19 protein-coding genes are annotated in these 17289 nt (G+C 27.6%); 16 read left to right on the top strand and 3 right to left on the bottom strand.

What is annotated here, in order from left to right; genetic code table 11:
* On the bottom strand, nucleotides 1-205 hold a 205-nt coding region (locus ACH2BC_RS10880; RefSeq protein ID WP_395054028.1), incomplete at its 3' end, for an OmpA family protein.
* Nucleotides 206-337: 132 nt separating this feature from the next.
* Here ACH2BC_RS10880 and ACH2BC_RS10875 point away from each other — a divergent pair.
* The 14 genes from ACH2BC_RS10875 to ACH2BC_RS10810 all read left to right on the top strand — a co-directional run bounded on the left by ACH2BC_RS10875 (nucleotide 338) and on the right by ACH2BC_RS10810 (nucleotide 13063).
* Entirely contained in the window at nucleotides 338-820 is a 483-nt protein-coding gene (locus ACH2BC_RS10875; RefSeq protein ID WP_395054027.1) for a rhodanese-like domain-containing protein, read from the top strand.
* Complete coding sequence (locus tag ACH2BC_RS10870) at nucleotides 821-1156, top strand: arsenosugar biosynthesis-associated peroxidase-like protein (protein ID WP_395054026.1); 336 nt, start codon at nucleotides 821-823, stop codon at nucleotides 1154-1156. It begins immediately after the preceding gene.
* An 86-nt stretch (nucleotides 1157-1242) separates the two neighbouring features.
* On the top strand, nucleotides 1243-2298 hold the full coding sequence (gene arsS / locus ACH2BC_RS10865; protein ID WP_395054025.1) for an arsenosugar biosynthesis radical SAM (seleno)protein ArsS: 1056 nt from the start codon (nucleotides 1243-1245) through the stop codon (nucleotides 2296-2298).
* Complete coding sequence (locus ACH2BC_RS10860) at nucleotides 2299-2898, top strand: TIGR04282 family arsenosugar biosynthesis glycosyltransferase (protein WP_395054024.1); 600 nt, start codon at nucleotides 2299-2301, stop codon at nucleotides 2896-2898. It abuts the gene before it with no gap.
* 17 nt (nucleotides 2899-2915) lie between these two features.
* Entirely contained in the window at nucleotides 2916-3728 is an 813-nt protein-coding gene (locus ACH2BC_RS10855) for a purine-nucleoside phosphorylase (protein ID WP_395054023.1), read from the top strand.
* Between the two features lie 43 nt (nucleotides 3729-3771).
* Nucleotides 3772-4740 carry an arsenosugar biosynthesis arsenite methyltransferase ArsM gene (gene arsM, locus ACH2BC_RS10850; protein WP_395054022.1) on the top strand — a complete coding sequence of 323 codons (969 nt, stop codon included), beginning with the start codon at nucleotides 3772-3774 and terminating at the stop codon, nucleotides 4738-4740.
* A gap of 84 nt (nucleotides 4741-4824) precedes the next feature.
* Complete coding sequence (locus ACH2BC_RS10845) at nucleotides 4825-7905, top strand: carboxypeptidase regulatory-like domain-containing protein (RefSeq protein ID WP_395054021.1); 3081 nt, start codon at nucleotides 4825-4827, stop codon at nucleotides 7903-7905.
* Nucleotides 7906-7921: 16 nt separating this feature from the next.
* Nucleotides 7922-8746 (top strand): transporter, encoded by an 825-nt coding sequence (locus tag ACH2BC_RS10840; protein WP_395054020.1) that lies wholly within the window; start codon nucleotides 7922-7924, stop codon nucleotides 8744-8746.
* Nucleotides 8747-8749: 3 nt separating this feature from the next.
* The gene (locus ACH2BC_RS10835; RefSeq protein WP_395054019.1) at nucleotides 8750-9622 is read left to right on the top strand and encodes a sterol desaturase family protein; all 873 of its coding nucleotides are present in this window, start codon (nucleotides 8750-8752) and stop codon (nucleotides 9620-9622) included.
* 2 nt (nucleotides 9623-9624) lie between these two features.
* The gene (locus tag ACH2BC_RS10830) at nucleotides 9625-10320 is read left to right on the top strand and encodes a DUF547 domain-containing protein (RefSeq protein ID WP_395054018.1); all 696 of its coding nucleotides are present in this window, start codon (nucleotides 9625-9627) and stop codon (nucleotides 10318-10320) included.
* A 1-nt stretch (nucleotide 10321) separates the two neighbouring features.
* Nucleotides 10322-11011, top strand: coding sequence for a TIGR04283 family arsenosugar biosynthesis glycosyltransferase (locus ACH2BC_RS10825; RefSeq protein WP_395054017.1), 690 nt, complete (start codon nucleotides 10322-10324; stop codon nucleotides 11009-11011).
* 4 nt (nucleotides 11012-11015) lie between these two features.
* Nucleotides 11016-11351, top strand: a complete 336-nt coding sequence (ytxJ, locus tag ACH2BC_RS10820; RefSeq protein WP_395054016.1) for a bacillithiol system redox-active protein YtxJ — start codon at nucleotides 11016-11018, stop codon at nucleotides 11349-11351.
* 63 nt (nucleotides 11352-11414) lie between these two features.
* Nucleotides 11415-12251 (top strand): helix-turn-helix domain-containing protein, encoded by an 837-nt coding sequence (locus ACH2BC_RS10815; protein ID WP_395054015.1) that lies wholly within the window; start codon nucleotides 11415-11417, stop codon nucleotides 12249-12251.
* A 92-nt stretch (nucleotides 12252-12343) separates the two neighbouring features.
* Complete coding sequence (locus tag ACH2BC_RS10810; protein ID WP_395054014.1) at nucleotides 12344-13063, top strand: DM13 domain-containing protein; 720 nt, start codon at nucleotides 12344-12346, stop codon at nucleotides 13061-13063.
* Nucleotides 13064-13126: 63 nt separating this feature from the next.
* Here the strand turns inward: ACH2BC_RS10810 and ACH2BC_RS10805 are convergent, their stop codons facing one another.
* On the bottom strand, nucleotides 13127-14137 hold the full coding sequence (locus ACH2BC_RS10805) for a glycoside hydrolase family 113 (protein WP_395054013.1): 1011 nt from the start codon (nucleotides 14135-14137) through the stop codon (nucleotides 13127-13129).
* Nucleotides 14138-14147: 10 nt separating this feature from the next.
* The gene (locus ACH2BC_RS10800) at nucleotides 14148-15404 is read right to left on the bottom strand and encodes an outer membrane protein assembly factor (RefSeq protein ID WP_395054012.1); all 1257 of its coding nucleotides are present in this window, start codon (nucleotides 15402-15404) and stop codon (nucleotides 14148-14150) included.
* Nucleotides 15405-15602: 198 nt separating this feature from the next.
* Here ACH2BC_RS10800 and ACH2BC_RS10795 point away from each other — a divergent pair, with 198 nt between their 5' ends.
* On the top strand, nucleotides 15603-16319 hold the full coding sequence (locus ACH2BC_RS10795) for a DUF547 domain-containing protein (protein ID WP_395054011.1): 717 nt from the start codon (nucleotides 15603-15605) through the stop codon (nucleotides 16317-16319).
* A gap of 27 nt (nucleotides 16320-16346) precedes the next feature.
* Nucleotides 16347-17249 carry a hypothetical protein gene (locus tag ACH2BC_RS10790; protein ID WP_395054010.1) on the top strand — a complete coding sequence of 301 codons (903 nt, stop codon included), beginning with the start codon at nucleotides 16347-16349 and terminating at the stop codon, nucleotides 17247-17249.
* Nucleotides 17250-17289: the final 40 nt, after the last annotated feature.

Below are 17289 nucleotides of genomic sequence, written 5' to 3'. Positions count from 1 at the left end.
TATTTTTTACAGTAGTAGCTCTTGCTAGTGCTAATTTTTCGTTAGAAGAACTATTACCTATTTCGTCTGAATGTCCAATAATATCAATACTAGACGATGGATTGTTTTTTAGATACATCAAGATGTAGTTAATACCATCAACAGATAAATTAGTAGGTTTTGAACTGTTACTTTCAAAAAATGCAGATACATAACTATCATTTATTAATTAATCTCAAAACTGTAAAATAGTATTCTAATATTTTATCAGTAAACTTAAAAATTCATTGTAAAATAAAGTAAAACAGACAATCTTGTAAGGAAATATTAAAATAACGACATATTCAAAAATAATATTATGAAATACTTATTATGTTTACTTTTTTCTTCTAGTTTTATTTTCGCACAATCGCCTATTGACAGTCTTTTAGTTAAATATAATAAAAATACAGTTCCTTATATTAAAATTGAAGATTTTAAAAAGCTTAAAACTCCTATTATTCTGGATACTAGAGAACAGAAAGAATTCGATGTAAGTCACATCAAAAATGCTTATTGTGTTGGTTATAATAAATTTAACTCAAAAATTATAAAAGAAAAGTATAAAAACTTTAATGATACTATTATCGTATATTGTTCTGTTGGAATAAGAAGCGAAACTATTGGCAATAAACTTAAAAAAATGGGTTATAAAAACGTTTTCAATTTATATGGTGGTATTTTTGAATGGAAAAACAAAGAAGAAATTGTTGTCAATAACAGTCAAATCCCAACAGAAAACGTTCACGCATTTTCGAAAGAATGGAGCAAATATTTATTAAAAGGTAAAAAAATATACTAAATGGAAAAAACATATTATGATCCTGCCGATTTAAAAAAATTTGGTAAAATAGCCGATTGGAATGATGAGTTGGCGACAAAATTCTTTGATTATTACGGAAAAGTATTTGAAGAAGGAAGCTTAACTGCTCGCGAAAAATCACTAATTGCATTAGCAGTTTCTCACACAGTTCAATGTCCGTATTGTATTGATGCCTACACTGGTGACGGATTAAAAAGAGGTATATCTAAAGAAGAAATGATGGAAGCTGTTCATGTTGCAGCAGCAATTCGTGGTGGAGCATCTTTGGTTCATAGCGTTCAAATGATGAACAAGTACGATAAACTTTCCATGTAACTATTAGAAAATTGATAATTTTTTGGGAAAAATTGTATACATCTTATTATACATTATAATAGAAATTTGTTTAATGAAAATTAACTATGCTTTTAAAATCACTTACTGCTACTAAAAACCCACTTTCTAAAACAGAAAGACAATTGGAAATTCTCTCAAATGGAATTTTTTCAACTGGTTCATTACCCACTTTTGCACAAAAAATAAAACAGTCTAATCAATTTCCATTACGTCCATCTAAAATAGAAATACTACAAATAAATGTAGGTTATATGTGCAATCAAGTTTGTGCACATTGCCACGTTGATGCTGGTCCTGATAGAAAAGAAATAATGACTGTTGAAACAATGCAACAAATTTTAGAAGTACTAAAAACTACTGAAATCAACACCTTAGATTTAACTGGTGGAGCTCCAGAAATGAACCCAAATTTTCGTTGGTTTGTTGAAGAAGCTTCAAAAATTGGGGTGAAAGATTTTATTGTTCGTTCCAACCTAACTATAATTTTAGCAAATAAAAAATACCACGATTTACCTCAATTTTTTGCCAAATATAATATTCATGTTATTTCTTCTTTACCATATTATAAAAGAGAAAAAACAGATAAACAACGTGGTGACGGCGTTTTTGATAAATCAATACAAGCATTGCAAATGCTAAATAATGTGGGTTACGGAAAAGAAAATAACAACTTAAAACTAGATTTGGTTTACAATCCATCAGGTGCATTTTTATCAACAGACCAAATGGCTTTGCAAAACGATTTCAAGAAAGTATTAAAAGATGATTTTGATATCGATTTTAATTCACTTTTCGCCATTACCAATTTACCAATTTCACGATTTTTAGATTATCTAATTAATACAGATAATTATGAAGATTATATGTATGCTTTAGTAGATGCTTATAATCCAAAAGCGGTAAAAAACGTAATGTGCAAAAATACCATTTCAGTAAGTTGGGATGGATATTTATACGATTGCGATTTTAATCAAATGTTAGGATTAAATGTTGCTGCATCTGAAAAACATATTTCACAGTTTAACGAGGAAATTTTGAATAAAAGAGATATTATTATTTCACAACATTGTTATGGATGTACTGCTGGCGCAGGAAGTAGTTGTCAAGGAACTGTAACGTAAATGAAAAATTTAGTTCTCATATTTACTAAAAACCCTAAATTAGGTAAGGTAAAAACCCGATTAGCAAGTACTATTGGTGATGAAAATGCATTAGAAATTTATAATTTTCTTATACATCATACCCAAACAATAGTAAAAAATAGTAATGCTACACTTCGTGTTTTGTATTCTGATGAAATAAATTATAATGATAATTGGGATGCTAGTTCGTTTCAAAAACAGCTACAGTTTGGTAGCGATTTAGGTGCACGAATGAAAAATGCTTTCGCAGATGGTTTTAAGGACGATTACAAAAAAATTGTAATTATTGGAACCGATTTGTACGATTTAGAAGTATCAGATATTGAAAACGCCTTTTCTGAATTAGAAAATAACGAGGTAGTTATTGGCCCAGCAGAAGATGGAGGTTACTATTTATTAGGTTTAAAATTTATACCAAACGGAATTTTTTCTAATAAAAATTGGAGTACAGAAACGGTTTTAAAAGATACTTTAAAAAATATTCAAAACATAAAATACAGTTTATTAAAAACCAAAAATGATATTGATACTGTTGATGATATAAAAAACATTGAAGTTTTTCAAAAATATATAAAATAAAAAATAGAAGTAACAAAATGACCTTACAAACGCTACAACAAACAACTAGTTTTCTGCAAGAAAAAGGATTTTTAAATCCCGAAATTGGTATTGTTTTAGGAACTGGATTGGGTCAATTGGTCAATCATATTCTAATTGAACAGGAAATAAATTATAGCGATATTCCCAATTTTCCTTTTTCTACAGTCGAATTTCATTCGGGTAAATTGATTTTTGGAACTCTTGAAGGTAAAAAAGTAATTGTAATGCAAGGACGTTTTCATTTATATGAAGGTTATTCTTTGCAAGAAGTAACCTTTCCTATTCGGATTTTAAAAGCACTAGGAATTCAAAAATTATTTATTTCCAATGCAGCTGGAGCTATTAATTTAAATTTTAAAAAAGGTGAGTTAATGCTTATTGAAGATCATATTAATTTGCAAGGAAGTTCGCCTTTAGCATTTGCAACTGTTTCTGATTTTGGTGAACGATTTACTGATATGAGCGAACCTTATAATTTAAATTTAAGAAATCAAGCTATTTCAATTGCCGAAAAAAACAACATAATTTTACATAAAGGAGTTTATACTGCAGTAGTTGGTCCGCAATTAGAAACCAAAGCCGAATATCGCATGTTAAAAATTATTGGAACTGATGCAGTAGGAATGAGTACAGTTCCTGAAGTAATTGTTGCCAATCATTTGCAATTACCTGTTTTAGCAATTTCGGTTTTAACAGATGAATGCAATCCTAATGATTTAAAACCAGTTAACATTGCAGAAATTATTGCTTTGGCTGGTCAAGCAGAACCCAAAATGATTGCGCTTTTTAAAGAATTAATAAAAGAATAGACGAATTACATTATACAATATACAATAATACAATTTACAAAAAATGAGCTATTTAAACGCAACAAACGATTTATACAAACAAGCAGCTTTAACTCCAGATGTTGGACTTTGCTGCACCACAACTCCAATTTGGAAATTTCCTGGATTAGAAATTCCAATAATAATGCAAGAAATGAATTATGGTTGTGGAAGCACCATTTCAGCTCAAGATTTAATTAATAATCCGAAAATACTTTATGTTGGCGTTGGTGGCGGAATGGAATTATTGCAATTTTCTTATTTTTCTCGTCAAAAAGGAGGCGTTATTGGTGTTGATGTAGTTGATGAAATGCTAGAAGCTTCACGAATAAATTTTATTGAAGCCGAAAAACAAAACGATTGGTTTAAAAGCGAATTTGTAGAACTCAAAAAAGGTGATGCTCTAAATCTTCCTATCGAAAATGAAAGTATAGATATTGCTGCTCAAAATTGTTTATTCAATATATTTAAAGCGGAAGATTTAAAAAAAGCATTACAAGAAATGTATCGCGTATTAAAACCTCACGGTCGATTAGTAATGAGTGATCCAACGTGTGAACAACCTATGAACGAAACATTACGAAACGATGATCATTTACGTGCTTTATGCCTTAGCGGAAGTATTCCAATTGCAGATTATATTAAAGCGTTGACCGATGTTGGTTTTGGAACTATCGAAATTCGTGGTCGTCGTCCGTACCGAATTTTAGATACAGTAAACTATCCAACAGATGAATTAATTTATATTGAAAGTATTGAAGTTTGTGCTATAAAAGATCCAATGCCATCTGATGGAGCATGTGTTTTTACAGGAAAAGCAGCCATTTATCATGGTTCAGATGATTATTTTGACGATAAAAAAGGACATTTTTTAATGAAAAATCAACCTTTAGCAGTTTGTGATAAAACCGCTGCAGCGATAGCATCATTAGGTAGAAATGATATTTTTATTAGTGAAAGCACTTTTCATTATAATGGTGGTGGATGTTGCTAATTGATAATCAATTATTTTAAAAAACATTATCAATTGAAAATTTTAAATTATTTTATTTTTGGCTTTTTCATACTATTTAAAACTATGGTTTTTGCACAAGAAACATCCGGAAATTTAAAAGGAATTGTTAGAGATTACAATAAAAATGTAATTGCTAATGCTTCTGTTTCTTTAATTCAATTAAATAATGGTTCCAAATTTTATTTAAACTCTTCTGAAAAAGGAGAATTTTATTTTAGAAATTTACAGCCAGATAATTCGTATGCAATCATCATAACAAATATTGGATATAAAGAATTTCGTCAAGAAAACATAAATATTCTTCTTGGAGATACTAAATTTATAACTGTTTCACTTATTGAAAACAATCAAATACTTGACGAAGTAGTTATAAAAAGAAATCAATCGATTCAAAGAAAGTTTGAAAAACGTATCGATTTAGAATTATTAAACAAATTACCATCAGCAAACAGAAGTATTCAAGACGCTACTCGATTATTGCCAGAAGCCAATTTAAATTCTTTTGGTGGCGCAAATTATCGTTTTAATAATTTAAGCATTGACGGAAGTGCAACCAATGATGTTTTAGGATTTCAAGAACCAGCAAGTGGCGCATCAGGTTCAGTAGCTTCTGGAACTCCTGGTGGTTTGGCTGGAACACAACCTATAGGTTTTGGTGCAATTGCTGCAATATCTGTAAAAACTTCACCATTTGATGTGTCACTTGGCAATTTTACTGGCGCAAGTATTAATGCAATTACCAGATATGGAAAAAATAAAACCGAATTAGAAGTATATTCTTTTTTAAAGAATAACATTTTTCAAGGAAATTATTCTGATGGAATTAAACAAGCAAATAATCAATTTAGTGATGCTCAATATGGAGTTACACTTGGCGGAGCAATAAAGAAAAACAAGTTGTTTTATTTTTTTAATGCCGAATTTGATTTAAAAAATACACCAGTATTTAATACGCCTGGAACTGAAAATTCAAACATATCACTAGACGCAATTAATGCTATTGAAAATAAATTAATTACAAGTTATAACTACAATCCGGGTTCAAAAAGCAATGTTGATTTGCAAACGCGCAATACCAAACTCTTTTTTAGATTGGATTATTCGATTTCGGAAAAAAATAAATTAACCATCCGAAATAATTTTGTTACCGGATTTAATGATAATTTAGAACGAACTGCTAATGTTTTTAATTTTGGAAATCAAGGTTACAGACATAATTCTACAACAAATAGTCTTGTGGGAGAATTAAAATCAAAAATCAATTCTAGAATAAATAATAAATTGAATGTATCTTTTACATCTGTAAACGATAAACGTACTTTTGATGGCGATTTGTTTCCGCATCTCGAAATTAATGAAAATACGTCCAATATAATTTTTGCAGGAACTTATCGCGAAGCATCGGTTTACGGTTTAACATTAAGCACTTGTCAATTTAAAGATGATATTACATATAAATATAAAAATCATATTTTCAATTTAGGAACTTCATTTGAATATAATGACATACAATACCGATTTTTAACTGCATTTAATGGAAGATGGCAATACCGTTCAGTTGCTGATTTTATAAATGATAAACCTAATCGAGTTCGTGGAGTTTACAATATAGAAAATAACGATTTTAATTTCAATAAAAATACTCCTTCTGCAAATTACAATGTACTTTTATCAAGTGTTTATTTTCAAGATGAAATAAAAATCTCTGATAAGTTATCTATTCAAGCCGGAATTAGATTTGATGCACAGTCAACTACAGATTTTCCTTTGAGTCAAGAAGTGAAAAATACGCCAGAATTTTCTAAACACACCAATAAAATAAATAATAAACCACAAATCAATCCTCGTTTTAGTTTTGAATACAACTTTGATGAAGATAAAAAATATGTATTAAAAGGTGGAACTGGTTTTTTTACAGGACGTATGCCATTTGTATGGTACGCTTATGCTCATTATATTTCAGGTACTAAATATTATAATATTGATTTCAGGCCAACCACTAATTTGTCAATTGTAAATGATGTAAGTCAAATTGAGTCATTGCAAACAAGTAGATTAACCGAAATAAATTTAGTTGATACTAATTTTAATTTACCTAGAGATTGGAAATCAAATATTAATTTTGAAATGCAACTTAAAAATAATTTCACACTTGCTTTAGAAGGAACTTTTACCAAAGTAATTGATGGTTTATTTTTTCAATCCATCAACAGAAAAGATAGTGCATTAAGCAATTTTTCTGGAGCTGATAATCGACCTTATTATACATCAAGTGGCGATGCTGTAAAAATAAATCCAAATTTTACTAATGTTTTTTTGCTAACAAATACCAATAAAGGTTTTCGTTATAATGCTACTTTTAGTATATCTAAAAAAGAAAAAAATTATACAGGATTTTTAGGATATTCTTACGGAATGAGTAAAGACATTAGTAGCACAGTTCGAAATTCTCATGCTGCTAATTTTGAATGGAACCAAGCTGTTGTTGCAAATAATCCTGATTTATCGTATTCCAATTTTGATTTACGTCATAAAATAAGTTCGTATCATTTTATTACTATTCCTATCAAAAAAGCTTCATTAAACGTTGGATTAATTCTAAATTCTAAATCAGGAAGTCCATTTTCGTATGTTTATGAAGGCGATGTCAATAGAGATAGCTCTGCTAAAAACGATTTAATTTACATTCCAAATAATCAATCTGAAATCGTTCTTACTAATATTGTTGATAGTAGTAATAACATTATTACAACGGCACAAGATCAGTGGATTCACTTGGATAATTTTATAGAAAACGATAGTTATTTAAGCAAACGAAGAGGTCAATATGCTGAAAGAAATGGTGCAAGAACGCCTTGGAATAATCAAATAGACACAAAAATAGTATACCAAACAATACTACTAAAAACAATTTTAGAAATTTCATTCGATATTTTTAACTTTACCAATCTTATTAATAAAAATTGGGGAAGACAAACATTTGTTCCCAATGTAAATAATTCTGGATTTGCACTGTTAGATTTTATAAAAATAGAAAACGAAAAACCTGTTTATCAATTCAATAACAACAATAAAAAACCTTGGCTAGTTGATAATTTTGCCTCAAGATGGCAAATGCAATTAGGTTTAAACTTAAAATTTTAATTTAAATAACTTTATTATGAAAAATCATCTTACTAAAATCATTCTTTTACTTTTTGTTACGCAACTTTCTTTAGCTCAAAGTCCATGGACAAGAGACAAAGGAAAAGCTTATGTTCAACTTGGCCTTACTGGATTATATTATAATCAAACGGCAGACGAAAACGGAAAAAAACAAGATTTAAACGAAAATGTTGCTGACGTTTCTCTTCAAGTTTATTCAGAATATGGATTAACAAATAAACTAACTGTAAATTTTATTTTACCTTATAAATCGGTTTCTGTAGAGAATGAATTATTAAATACAACCGAAAGCCATTCAGGAATTGGAAACGTTTCATTAGGATTAAAATATAAATTATCTGATAAAAACTGGAAAATAAGTTCGGGAATAATGATTTCTGCAAATACCATTTCAAAAAATAAAACTAATTTAATAGCTACGGGTTTTAATGCATCAACATTTTTGCCCTACATATCTATTGGAAAAAGTAAAAATAAATTGTATTATTACGGAAATATTGGGTATGGTTATATGGATAATAATTATTCTGATTTTTTTAGATTTAATGGCGAAGTTGGATATGAAGTTATTCCAAAAGGTCATATAATATTAGGGTTAGAAACTAAAAATAATATTTCAAAAGAAAGTGCTTTTACTAACGATATTTACAGTAATCTTTCAACAAGTGACAGGCAGAATTATAATGCAATTGGATTGAAATTAAATTATGAATTTTCTAAAGATAAATTTGGAGTTAACTTTGCAGGATATGGAGCGTTTGATATTAAAAATGCACCATTGGCACCAACATTAAATTTCGGATTATATTCTAAATTTTAAAAAATGAACAAATACCAAGAAATAGTAATTAACTCGTATTCAGGTTATTTCAATTACTTGAAAAATGAACTGTTTTCGCTTCATATCGAAAACTATTTCTATGGATTAATTATTATTTCATTGGCGGTTTTTATTCTTGAAATTGTATTTCCTTGGCGAAAAAATCAAGCCATTTTTCGCAAAGATTTTTGGTTGGATGTATTTTATATGTTTTTTAATTTTTTTCTATTAAATCTAATCGTTTTGATAGCTTTATCAAATGTTACAGAACAATTAATAAACGATTTTTTAGCTATTTTCAATTGGAAATTAAGTTCAATTCAGTTAATCAATTTATCACACCATCCAAAAATAATTTCATTACTGATTTTCTTTCTATTTTCCGATTTTATACAATGGATTACACACCGAATGTTACATCGAGTTCCACTATTTTGGAATTTTCATAAAGTACATCATTCGGTAAAACAAATGGGATTTGCCGCACATTTGCGCTATCATTGGATGGAACCAGTAATTTATAAATCAATGTTGTACATTCCACTTGCTATAATTGGCGGTTTTACAGTTCAAGATGTTTTTATTGTTCACTTTTTTGCCATAACCATCGGACATTTAAATCACGCTAATTTAGGTTGGGATTACGGAGTTTTGAAATATGTTTTTAATAATCCAAAAATGCACATTTGGCATCATAGTAAAAAAATGCCAAATAAATATGGTATGAATTTTGGAATAACACTTAGCGTTTGGGATTACATTTTTAGAACCAATTATATTCCAAGTGATGGTCGTGATATTGAACTGGGATTTGAAGACGATGAAAAATTTCCAACAGACTTTGTACATCAAGAAACCTATCCTTTAAAATTTTAAAAATGAAAAAAATAATTGTTTTACTACTGATAGGTGCAACAAGTTTTGCACAAAATTTTGATTATAAAAACTATAATCTATTTTTAGGGAAATATGTTTCTGATAAAGGAAATGTAAATTACGATAAAATAAAAACCAACAAAACCGAATTGGATGCAATAATAAAGCAATTTGAAAAATTACAACCATCAGAAAAATGGACAAAAAATGAAAAATTAGCATATTATATAAATGCTTACAATGTGTATACTTTGAAAGTTGTAATAGATAATTATCCAACAAAAAGTATAAAAGACATCGATAATGCTTGGGATAAAAAGTTAGTTCAATCTGGAAAAAGTAAAATTTCTTTAAGCGATGTTGAACACAAAATTTTAAGAAAAATGAACGAACCTCGAATTCATTTTGCTATTAATTGTGCTTCTTTTTCGTGTCCTAATTTATTGAACGAAGCATATTTGCCAGAAACATTAAATAAACAATTAGAAACTGTTACCAAAGCATTTATTAACGATAAAACTAAAAACATAATTACAGCAAACGAAGTAAAAATATCTGAAATATTCAACTGGTTTGGTGGCGATTTTAAAACTAAAAAAACTTCTGTAATTGATTTTATAAACACCTATTCTACTGTTAAAATAGATAAAAAAGCGAAAATAAAATTCTTAGATTACAATTGGAACTTGAATAAATAAAATGACAATTTCAATAATTATTCCTGTTTTAAACGAAGAAAATACTATTTCTAAAATAGTAGGTTATTTACTTAAAACTATAAATCAAGAATTAACTAAAGAATTAATAGTAGTTGATGGTGGAAGTCAAGATAAAACAATTGAAATTCTTAAAAATTATCCTTCAATTAAAATTATTCATTCTAAAAAAGGTCGTTCTATTCAAATGAATACTGGCGCAAAAAATGCTACTTCACAAATACTTTATTTTTTACATTGTGATACGTTTCCACCACAAAATTTTGATTCTGAAATCATTAAAAAAATAAAAAACAGAAATCTTTCAGGTTGTTTTAAAATGAAATTTGATTCAAATCATATAGTACTTAAAGTATCACAATGGTTTACAAAATTTAATTTTCATGCTTTTCGTGGTGGCGATCAATCGTTATTTGTTGAAAAAAAATTATTTGAAAAATTAGAAGGTTTCGATGAAAATTTAACAATTTATGAAGACAATGAATTTATTTCTCGATTGTATAATAATTCGAGATTTATAGTTATTCAAAAATCAGTTACAACATCTGCAAGAAAATATTTAAAAAATGGTATTTGGAAATTACAGTTTCATTTTTTGATGATTCATATAAAATATAAACTTGGTGTAACTCAAAAAGAATTACTTAAATATTACAAAAAAAATATAAAATAAAACTATGAAAAACTGGAAAAATATTACTACAGAAGAAGAAATTGAGTTAATAATTATTGCATCAGAACACAAACCGCAAATAATTTTTAAAGACAGTACAACCTGCGGCATTAGTGCATTTGCCAAAGAAAGATTAACTAACGGTTCTGATTTACTAACAGAAACAGCAGATTTTAACTATTTAGATTTATTGAATTATCGATCAGTATCTAATTTTATTGCAAAAGAGCTAAATGTAATTCATCAATCTCCACAAATAATTGTAATAAAAAACGGAAAAGTGGTTTTTAAAGACTCACATCATTCTATAGAACCAGAAAAAATTACTAAATATTTGTAACTTTTTGATAAATACAGAGCAATTTAACATAAAAAAAGTACTATTTTTGTTAAAAACCTTGCTATGGAATTTTTTGGTGCATCTAGCGAATACCTTTTACTTACTCATTTAAAAAATACAGATATTGAAATCGTCAATAAAAATAATGACGACACACTTTCTGTTTATTGGAATGCTCAAAAAGAAACAACCTTAATTATAGATAATGTTATTTATGTTTTAAAACCCAATCAAATGGTTTTTTTAACTGAATTTCATAAAGTAGATATTTCTAAAGTTGAAGACATAAACATAATACGTTTTAATCGTAATTTTTATTGTATTAATAACCACGATAGCGAAATTGGTTGCAAAGGCGTTTTATTTTTTGGAGCATCACAAGTACCAATTATTAATTTGAACGAAGAAAACATAAAGAAATTTGAATTACTTTGGAGTGTTTTTTTGGCAGAATTAAAGAACAAAGACGAAATGCAAATTGAAATGTTACAAATGTTATTGAAACGTTTTTTAATAATTGCAACACGAATTTTTAAAGACGAAAATAAAATTGTTTACGTTCAAGAAACCAAAATGGATGTCATTAGAAATTTTAGTTTTTTGGTAGAAGTACATTTTAAAACCAAACATACCGTTGCAGAATATGCCGATTTAATGAATAAACCTGCAAAATCATTGACTAATTTATTTGCCAATCATATTGAAAAATCACCTTTACAGATAATTCAAGATAGGATTTTTCTTGAAGCCAAAAGAATACTTTTAAACTCAGAAAAAAGTATAAAAGAAACCGCTTTCGAATTGGGTTTTGAAGACATTCAATCCTTTAGCCGCTTTTTTAAAAATAAGCAAGGTGTTTCTCCTAAAGAATTTCGAGATAATAAATCTGTTCAATCTTAAATGTAATTTTGATAAACTTTGAGGTAAAATAGTCAATAGCTGACTTCTAATTAATTAGCAATTTTGTAATGTTAATTTAAAATACTACAGCTATGAAAAAAATTACTTTTTTACTTTTAATCACAATAGGATTGAGTCAAGTTTCAAATTCTCAATGTAATAAAAGTGCTACATCATTCGGAAATAACTCAAGTGTTCCAATGTATAATGTTTTAGGGAATGTAAATGTGGTTTTAAATTCTCCAACTTCTGTTTCGGTTAGTTTATCATCCAATTTTAGTACTGCTGCTGGTCCAGATGTTAGAATTTTTTTAGTAGATAGAGGAACATTAACTAATGCACAATTAAAAATTCCTGCAATGTTTAATGGTAGACCTAAAATTGAGATGGGAATGAATCCAACTAGTAATTCCAATTATACTAAAACAATTCCTGCTGGAATGAATATTACAGATTTTGAAACCGTTTATTTTTATTGTCAGGCATTTAGTCAATTTTGGGATTATGGAAGTTTTACACCTTTTACATCTGCCGATTGTTCTTTACTTGGAACAAATGATTTTGAAAACAACAAACTACAATTATATCCAAATCCTGCTACTAACGAGTTAAATATTCAACTACAAGATAGTACTACAAATTATAAAGTTGCGATATATAATACTTTGGGTAGTATGGTTTTTGAAAGTAAAGATCAATTATCTAATAACAACAATAGTATCAATGTTAGCCAACTTAACACAGGTATTTATTTTGTTAAAATTACAGATAATGAAAATAAAGTTTATCAAAAGCGATTGATAAAAAATTAATACCAACCTGTTTTGTTTTGTTTAAGAGGGAAAAGTGCAACTTTAATTTTGGTTGCACTTTTTTTATTTTTTAGAATATTGTTTTTTTACAATTTTTTCTGATGGTTTATTTTGAACTGTATAATCACTATCAGCATTTCCTCCAGCTTCTTTATTATTATCATACCATTTCCATAAAAAACCACCAGCAAACCAATCTTCTTTCCAAAATTGATTAAAAATTGCGGTTAAAGCATTTTCTTGCGCTTTTAAATTTACAATTCTACTTTTAGAATGATCCCAAGGTTCTAAAGTGGTATAATCTTTACTTTGATAACCATATTCTGTAAAAAGTATTTTCTTATTGTGTTTTTTTGCCAACTGTTGCATTTCTTTTTTTAAAGGTTGCCAAGCAGTTTCTATAGCTTTTATTGTTGGCGTTTTAGTAGTATCTAAAGGAAAATAGGCATCAATACCAATATAATCTAATTTAGAAATAAAAGGAACACTTTTATATGTATCCCAATTTTCTGCGTATGTGATTTTTCCTTTATATATTTTTTTAATTTTTGAAATTAAATCGTTCCAATATTTTGGACGAGCAATTACAAAAGAATTGAGTTCAGTACCAATGCAAAATAATTCGCAATTAGTACTTTGTGCAATTGTAGCATAAAAAAGTATAAACTTTTCGTAATTATTTTCAAATGTTATCCATTCTTTTTCAGATTTCATTTTAATATGACCAGTAAACCCACCTTTTGGAATCCAAATTTGTGGCTTTAACATTATCTTAATTTTTTTATTTTTAAATAGTTTAGATGTTGACTCAATTCCTTCTTTTCGTTCATTAATCCATTGTTGTTTGCTATTAAAAGCGATTGAAGTATCACTTTCTGTTTTCATAAATCCAAAAGGCATCAAAGTTACCCAATTGGCATTGATAGCAATTATAGGTTCAATTGCATTTGTTGTAACTTCTCTATCAGAAGCAACGAAACTTATTCCATTGATTTTAGATTGTCCAAAACCAAAATTAGATAATAATATACAATAAAAACACACAACATAAAACTTCCATCTTATAACTTTCATCTTCTAACTTTTAAAAATACTGACCAATTCCAAAAACAATTCCTTTACTCCCATTTTCTGTTATTCCAAATCCATAGTCAATTCTAAATATAGCATTAAAAATAGTTTTATGCATTACTCTTAATCCAACACCAGGATAAACACGAACATTTTTTTTGTCAAAAAAATTACCTATGTTTTCTCCAGGTTGACGCCACGTTCCTGCATCAATAAATGCATTTCCTTGCAAAACAAACCATTTTTTTTCATAAAGTGTTTTTCTAAATTCGCTATTTACTACAATGGTTCCAGTACCACGATCAATTATATTTCCAACTCCTCTAATATTCAAATTATTATCTACAGAAAATGGAGCAAATGGCGTAATATCATTTGTAGATAAACCCAATCGCAATCGATTTGCCCAATTTCCGTTAGTGCCAACTCTTTTAAAATAAGATAAATCATTCCAACCTATTACAAAGTTATTTTGAAATTCGCTCGATGTTTTTACTACCTGAAAAAAAGTTGAATTTCTAAAACCTTTAACTAAATAATAATCGTATTTCAAATTATCATATAAATAGTTTGATTTTAATAAATACTTGTCAACCTTTAATTCTAATGGTACATTTACACTTGTTGCACCATTTTGATATTCATAATCTTCATTAAATATAGAAATTCCGAGTTTAAAAGAGTTTCTAAAATTAATCCTATATACACCAAGTAATTCGGCAGCAGTATTAGTATATTGGTAATTTGCTTTTGTTCCTTCAAAAAAAATGGGTTCTATACTACCCAGCTTTTGTGCACTTGCTTCAAGCCCAAATTTAATATTAAATAAAAAAGGAGCTGAATAATTGAATCCAAATGATGTAACTCCATTATATTGATAAAAACCGCCAATAGTATTGTTTCTACCCAAAAAATTAAAATCATACAAACCTATTCTGTAAGCAGTTGTGATATCGGTTGTCCATAAAGATAAGTTCGGAATAATACTAAAATCTTCAACAATTGTATAAATAACGTTATAATTATTTGAATTAGAATTTGTTACTTCATAAGTTACCTTAGAAATTCCATTCAATCGTGTTAAAGCATCTACATCATTGTCTAGTTTTAAGCTATCAAGATTGGCATTAACTTTAGATTGAATAAATTCAATCATGAACTTTTTATTCATTTTTTTAGAACCTTTCCATTCAATAGATTCAATAATTTTAGATTGAGAATTAGTTAGTATTGTAAACAATAAAAACATAAATAAAGCAACTTTTTTCATAACTTAATTTTAATAACATTTCAAATATCGGTACATTTTTTAACATTAATAATACATAATGGAAAATTGATAACTATTAAGGTAAAATTGAAAATCGAGTTGGTTCAAATATCTAGCACTTTTGTTGAAACATAATTAAAATAAAGTTTAGTCAATTAAAACATCCAAATAAATCAATCAAATATTAAATATAAAAACATGAAAAAAATAATCAAAACTATGATTTTGCTGTTCTCTTTAAATCTATCATTTTCTCAAGATGTAGCTACTTTTTTTAAAAATACTGATGCCTTTTTAAAAGCCAATGTTGCTAACGGAAAAGTAGATTATGATGCCCTAAAAAAAAATTCTAATTCCCTAAATGAATTGATTGAAAAAGTATCTAAAATTGATATTTCTAAAGAAAATACAAACACCCAAAAAGCATTTTTAATCAATACTTATAATATATTGTTGATAAAAGGAATTGTATCTAAATATCCAGTAAAAATGCCAACTGAAATAGCAGGTTTATTTGACAAAACAACTTTTATAATTAATGGAAAAAAATATACACTAAATGATTTAGAAAATAAATTAATTAGAGCAAAATATAATGATCCAAGAGTTCATTTTGTTCTGGTGTGTGGAGCAAATGGATGTCCGCCAATAACTAACAACGCTTATTTACCTGAAACTTTAGAAGAACAACTAAATAAACAAACAAAATTGGCTTTAAATAATACTAATTTTATAAAGGTAAATACTACTACTAAGAAAGTTGAATTATCTCAAATATTTGAATGGTATAAGGATGATTTTATTTCTAAAGGGAAAAATGAAATCGAATTTATTAATCAATATAGAGATACTAAAATTGATGCTAAATATAAAGTTTATTATTATCCTTATGACTGGACTTTAAACAAAAAATAAATGAAATTAAGAACAAAAATACGAACGATGAAAAAAACAATAATAGTATTAATTATTCTAATTAGTTTCTCAACTTTTGCCCAACAAGACAGCACTGCTGTTGAGCAATCAAATATTCAAAATTATACACCTTCTAAATTATTAGAAAAAGGTAAATTAGATATAAAATGGTTTAATAATCTATATACGCAAACGGAAAGAACTGATAAAGGTTTAAAAAGCACTATTGCCAGAGAAAGCTACTTCACAACATCATTAGAGATTTTCACTGGTGTTTCTAATAATAAAAAACTTAATGCAGGTTTAATTGTAGAATATCGGTATAATGTTTTTACATTTCAAGATAATCCGCTTATTTCGTTTATAAATTCAGAAGATAAAATACGTTCAGGATTATCACATATTGCACCATCAATAAAGGTTTCGCCTTTTAATAAATCATCTAATTTCTCTATTCAAAGTTCATTATTCATTCCAGTTTTTAAAGAAGAAACTAATGAAAACGGATTTTTAGCAGCCAATAGTTACATTTGGCAAAATCGCTTTTTTTACGATTACACTTTTAAAGGAAATAAATTTCAATTGTTTACAGAGTTAAGTACTCGTTTATTTTTTGGAGAGAAATCTTTAAATGATGATAAAACACCAAATAAAAATGGTGGCTATGCTAATAATAGTTTAGAATTAGCTCCAAGTGTTTTTTTAAGCTATTTTGCATCAAGTAAATCTACAGTATTTACTTTTGTACAACATTCGCAATTACTAGATTTAGGTAATAACTTTGAGCAAAATTATTCAGCAGTGGGTTTTGGTGCTAAATATCAATTATCAAAAGTACTTAATGTAGAAACTATTTATAGTAAATTTGTTCGCGGAGCTGATACTGGTTTAGGACAATCATTCAATCTAGGATTGAGAGCCATTTTCTAAAAAAAATCGTATTTTAATTAAAAATATTTAGATTTACTTT

Origin of the sequence: Flavobacterium sp. (genome assembly GCF_043760115.1) — a bacterium.
Taxonomy (GTDB): Bacteria; Bacteroidota; Bacteroidia; order Flavobacteriales; family Flavobacteriaceae; genus Flavobacterium.
The sequence above is the reverse complement of the archived record's forward strand: the minus strand, read 5'-3'. Positions and strand labels throughout refer to the sequence as shown.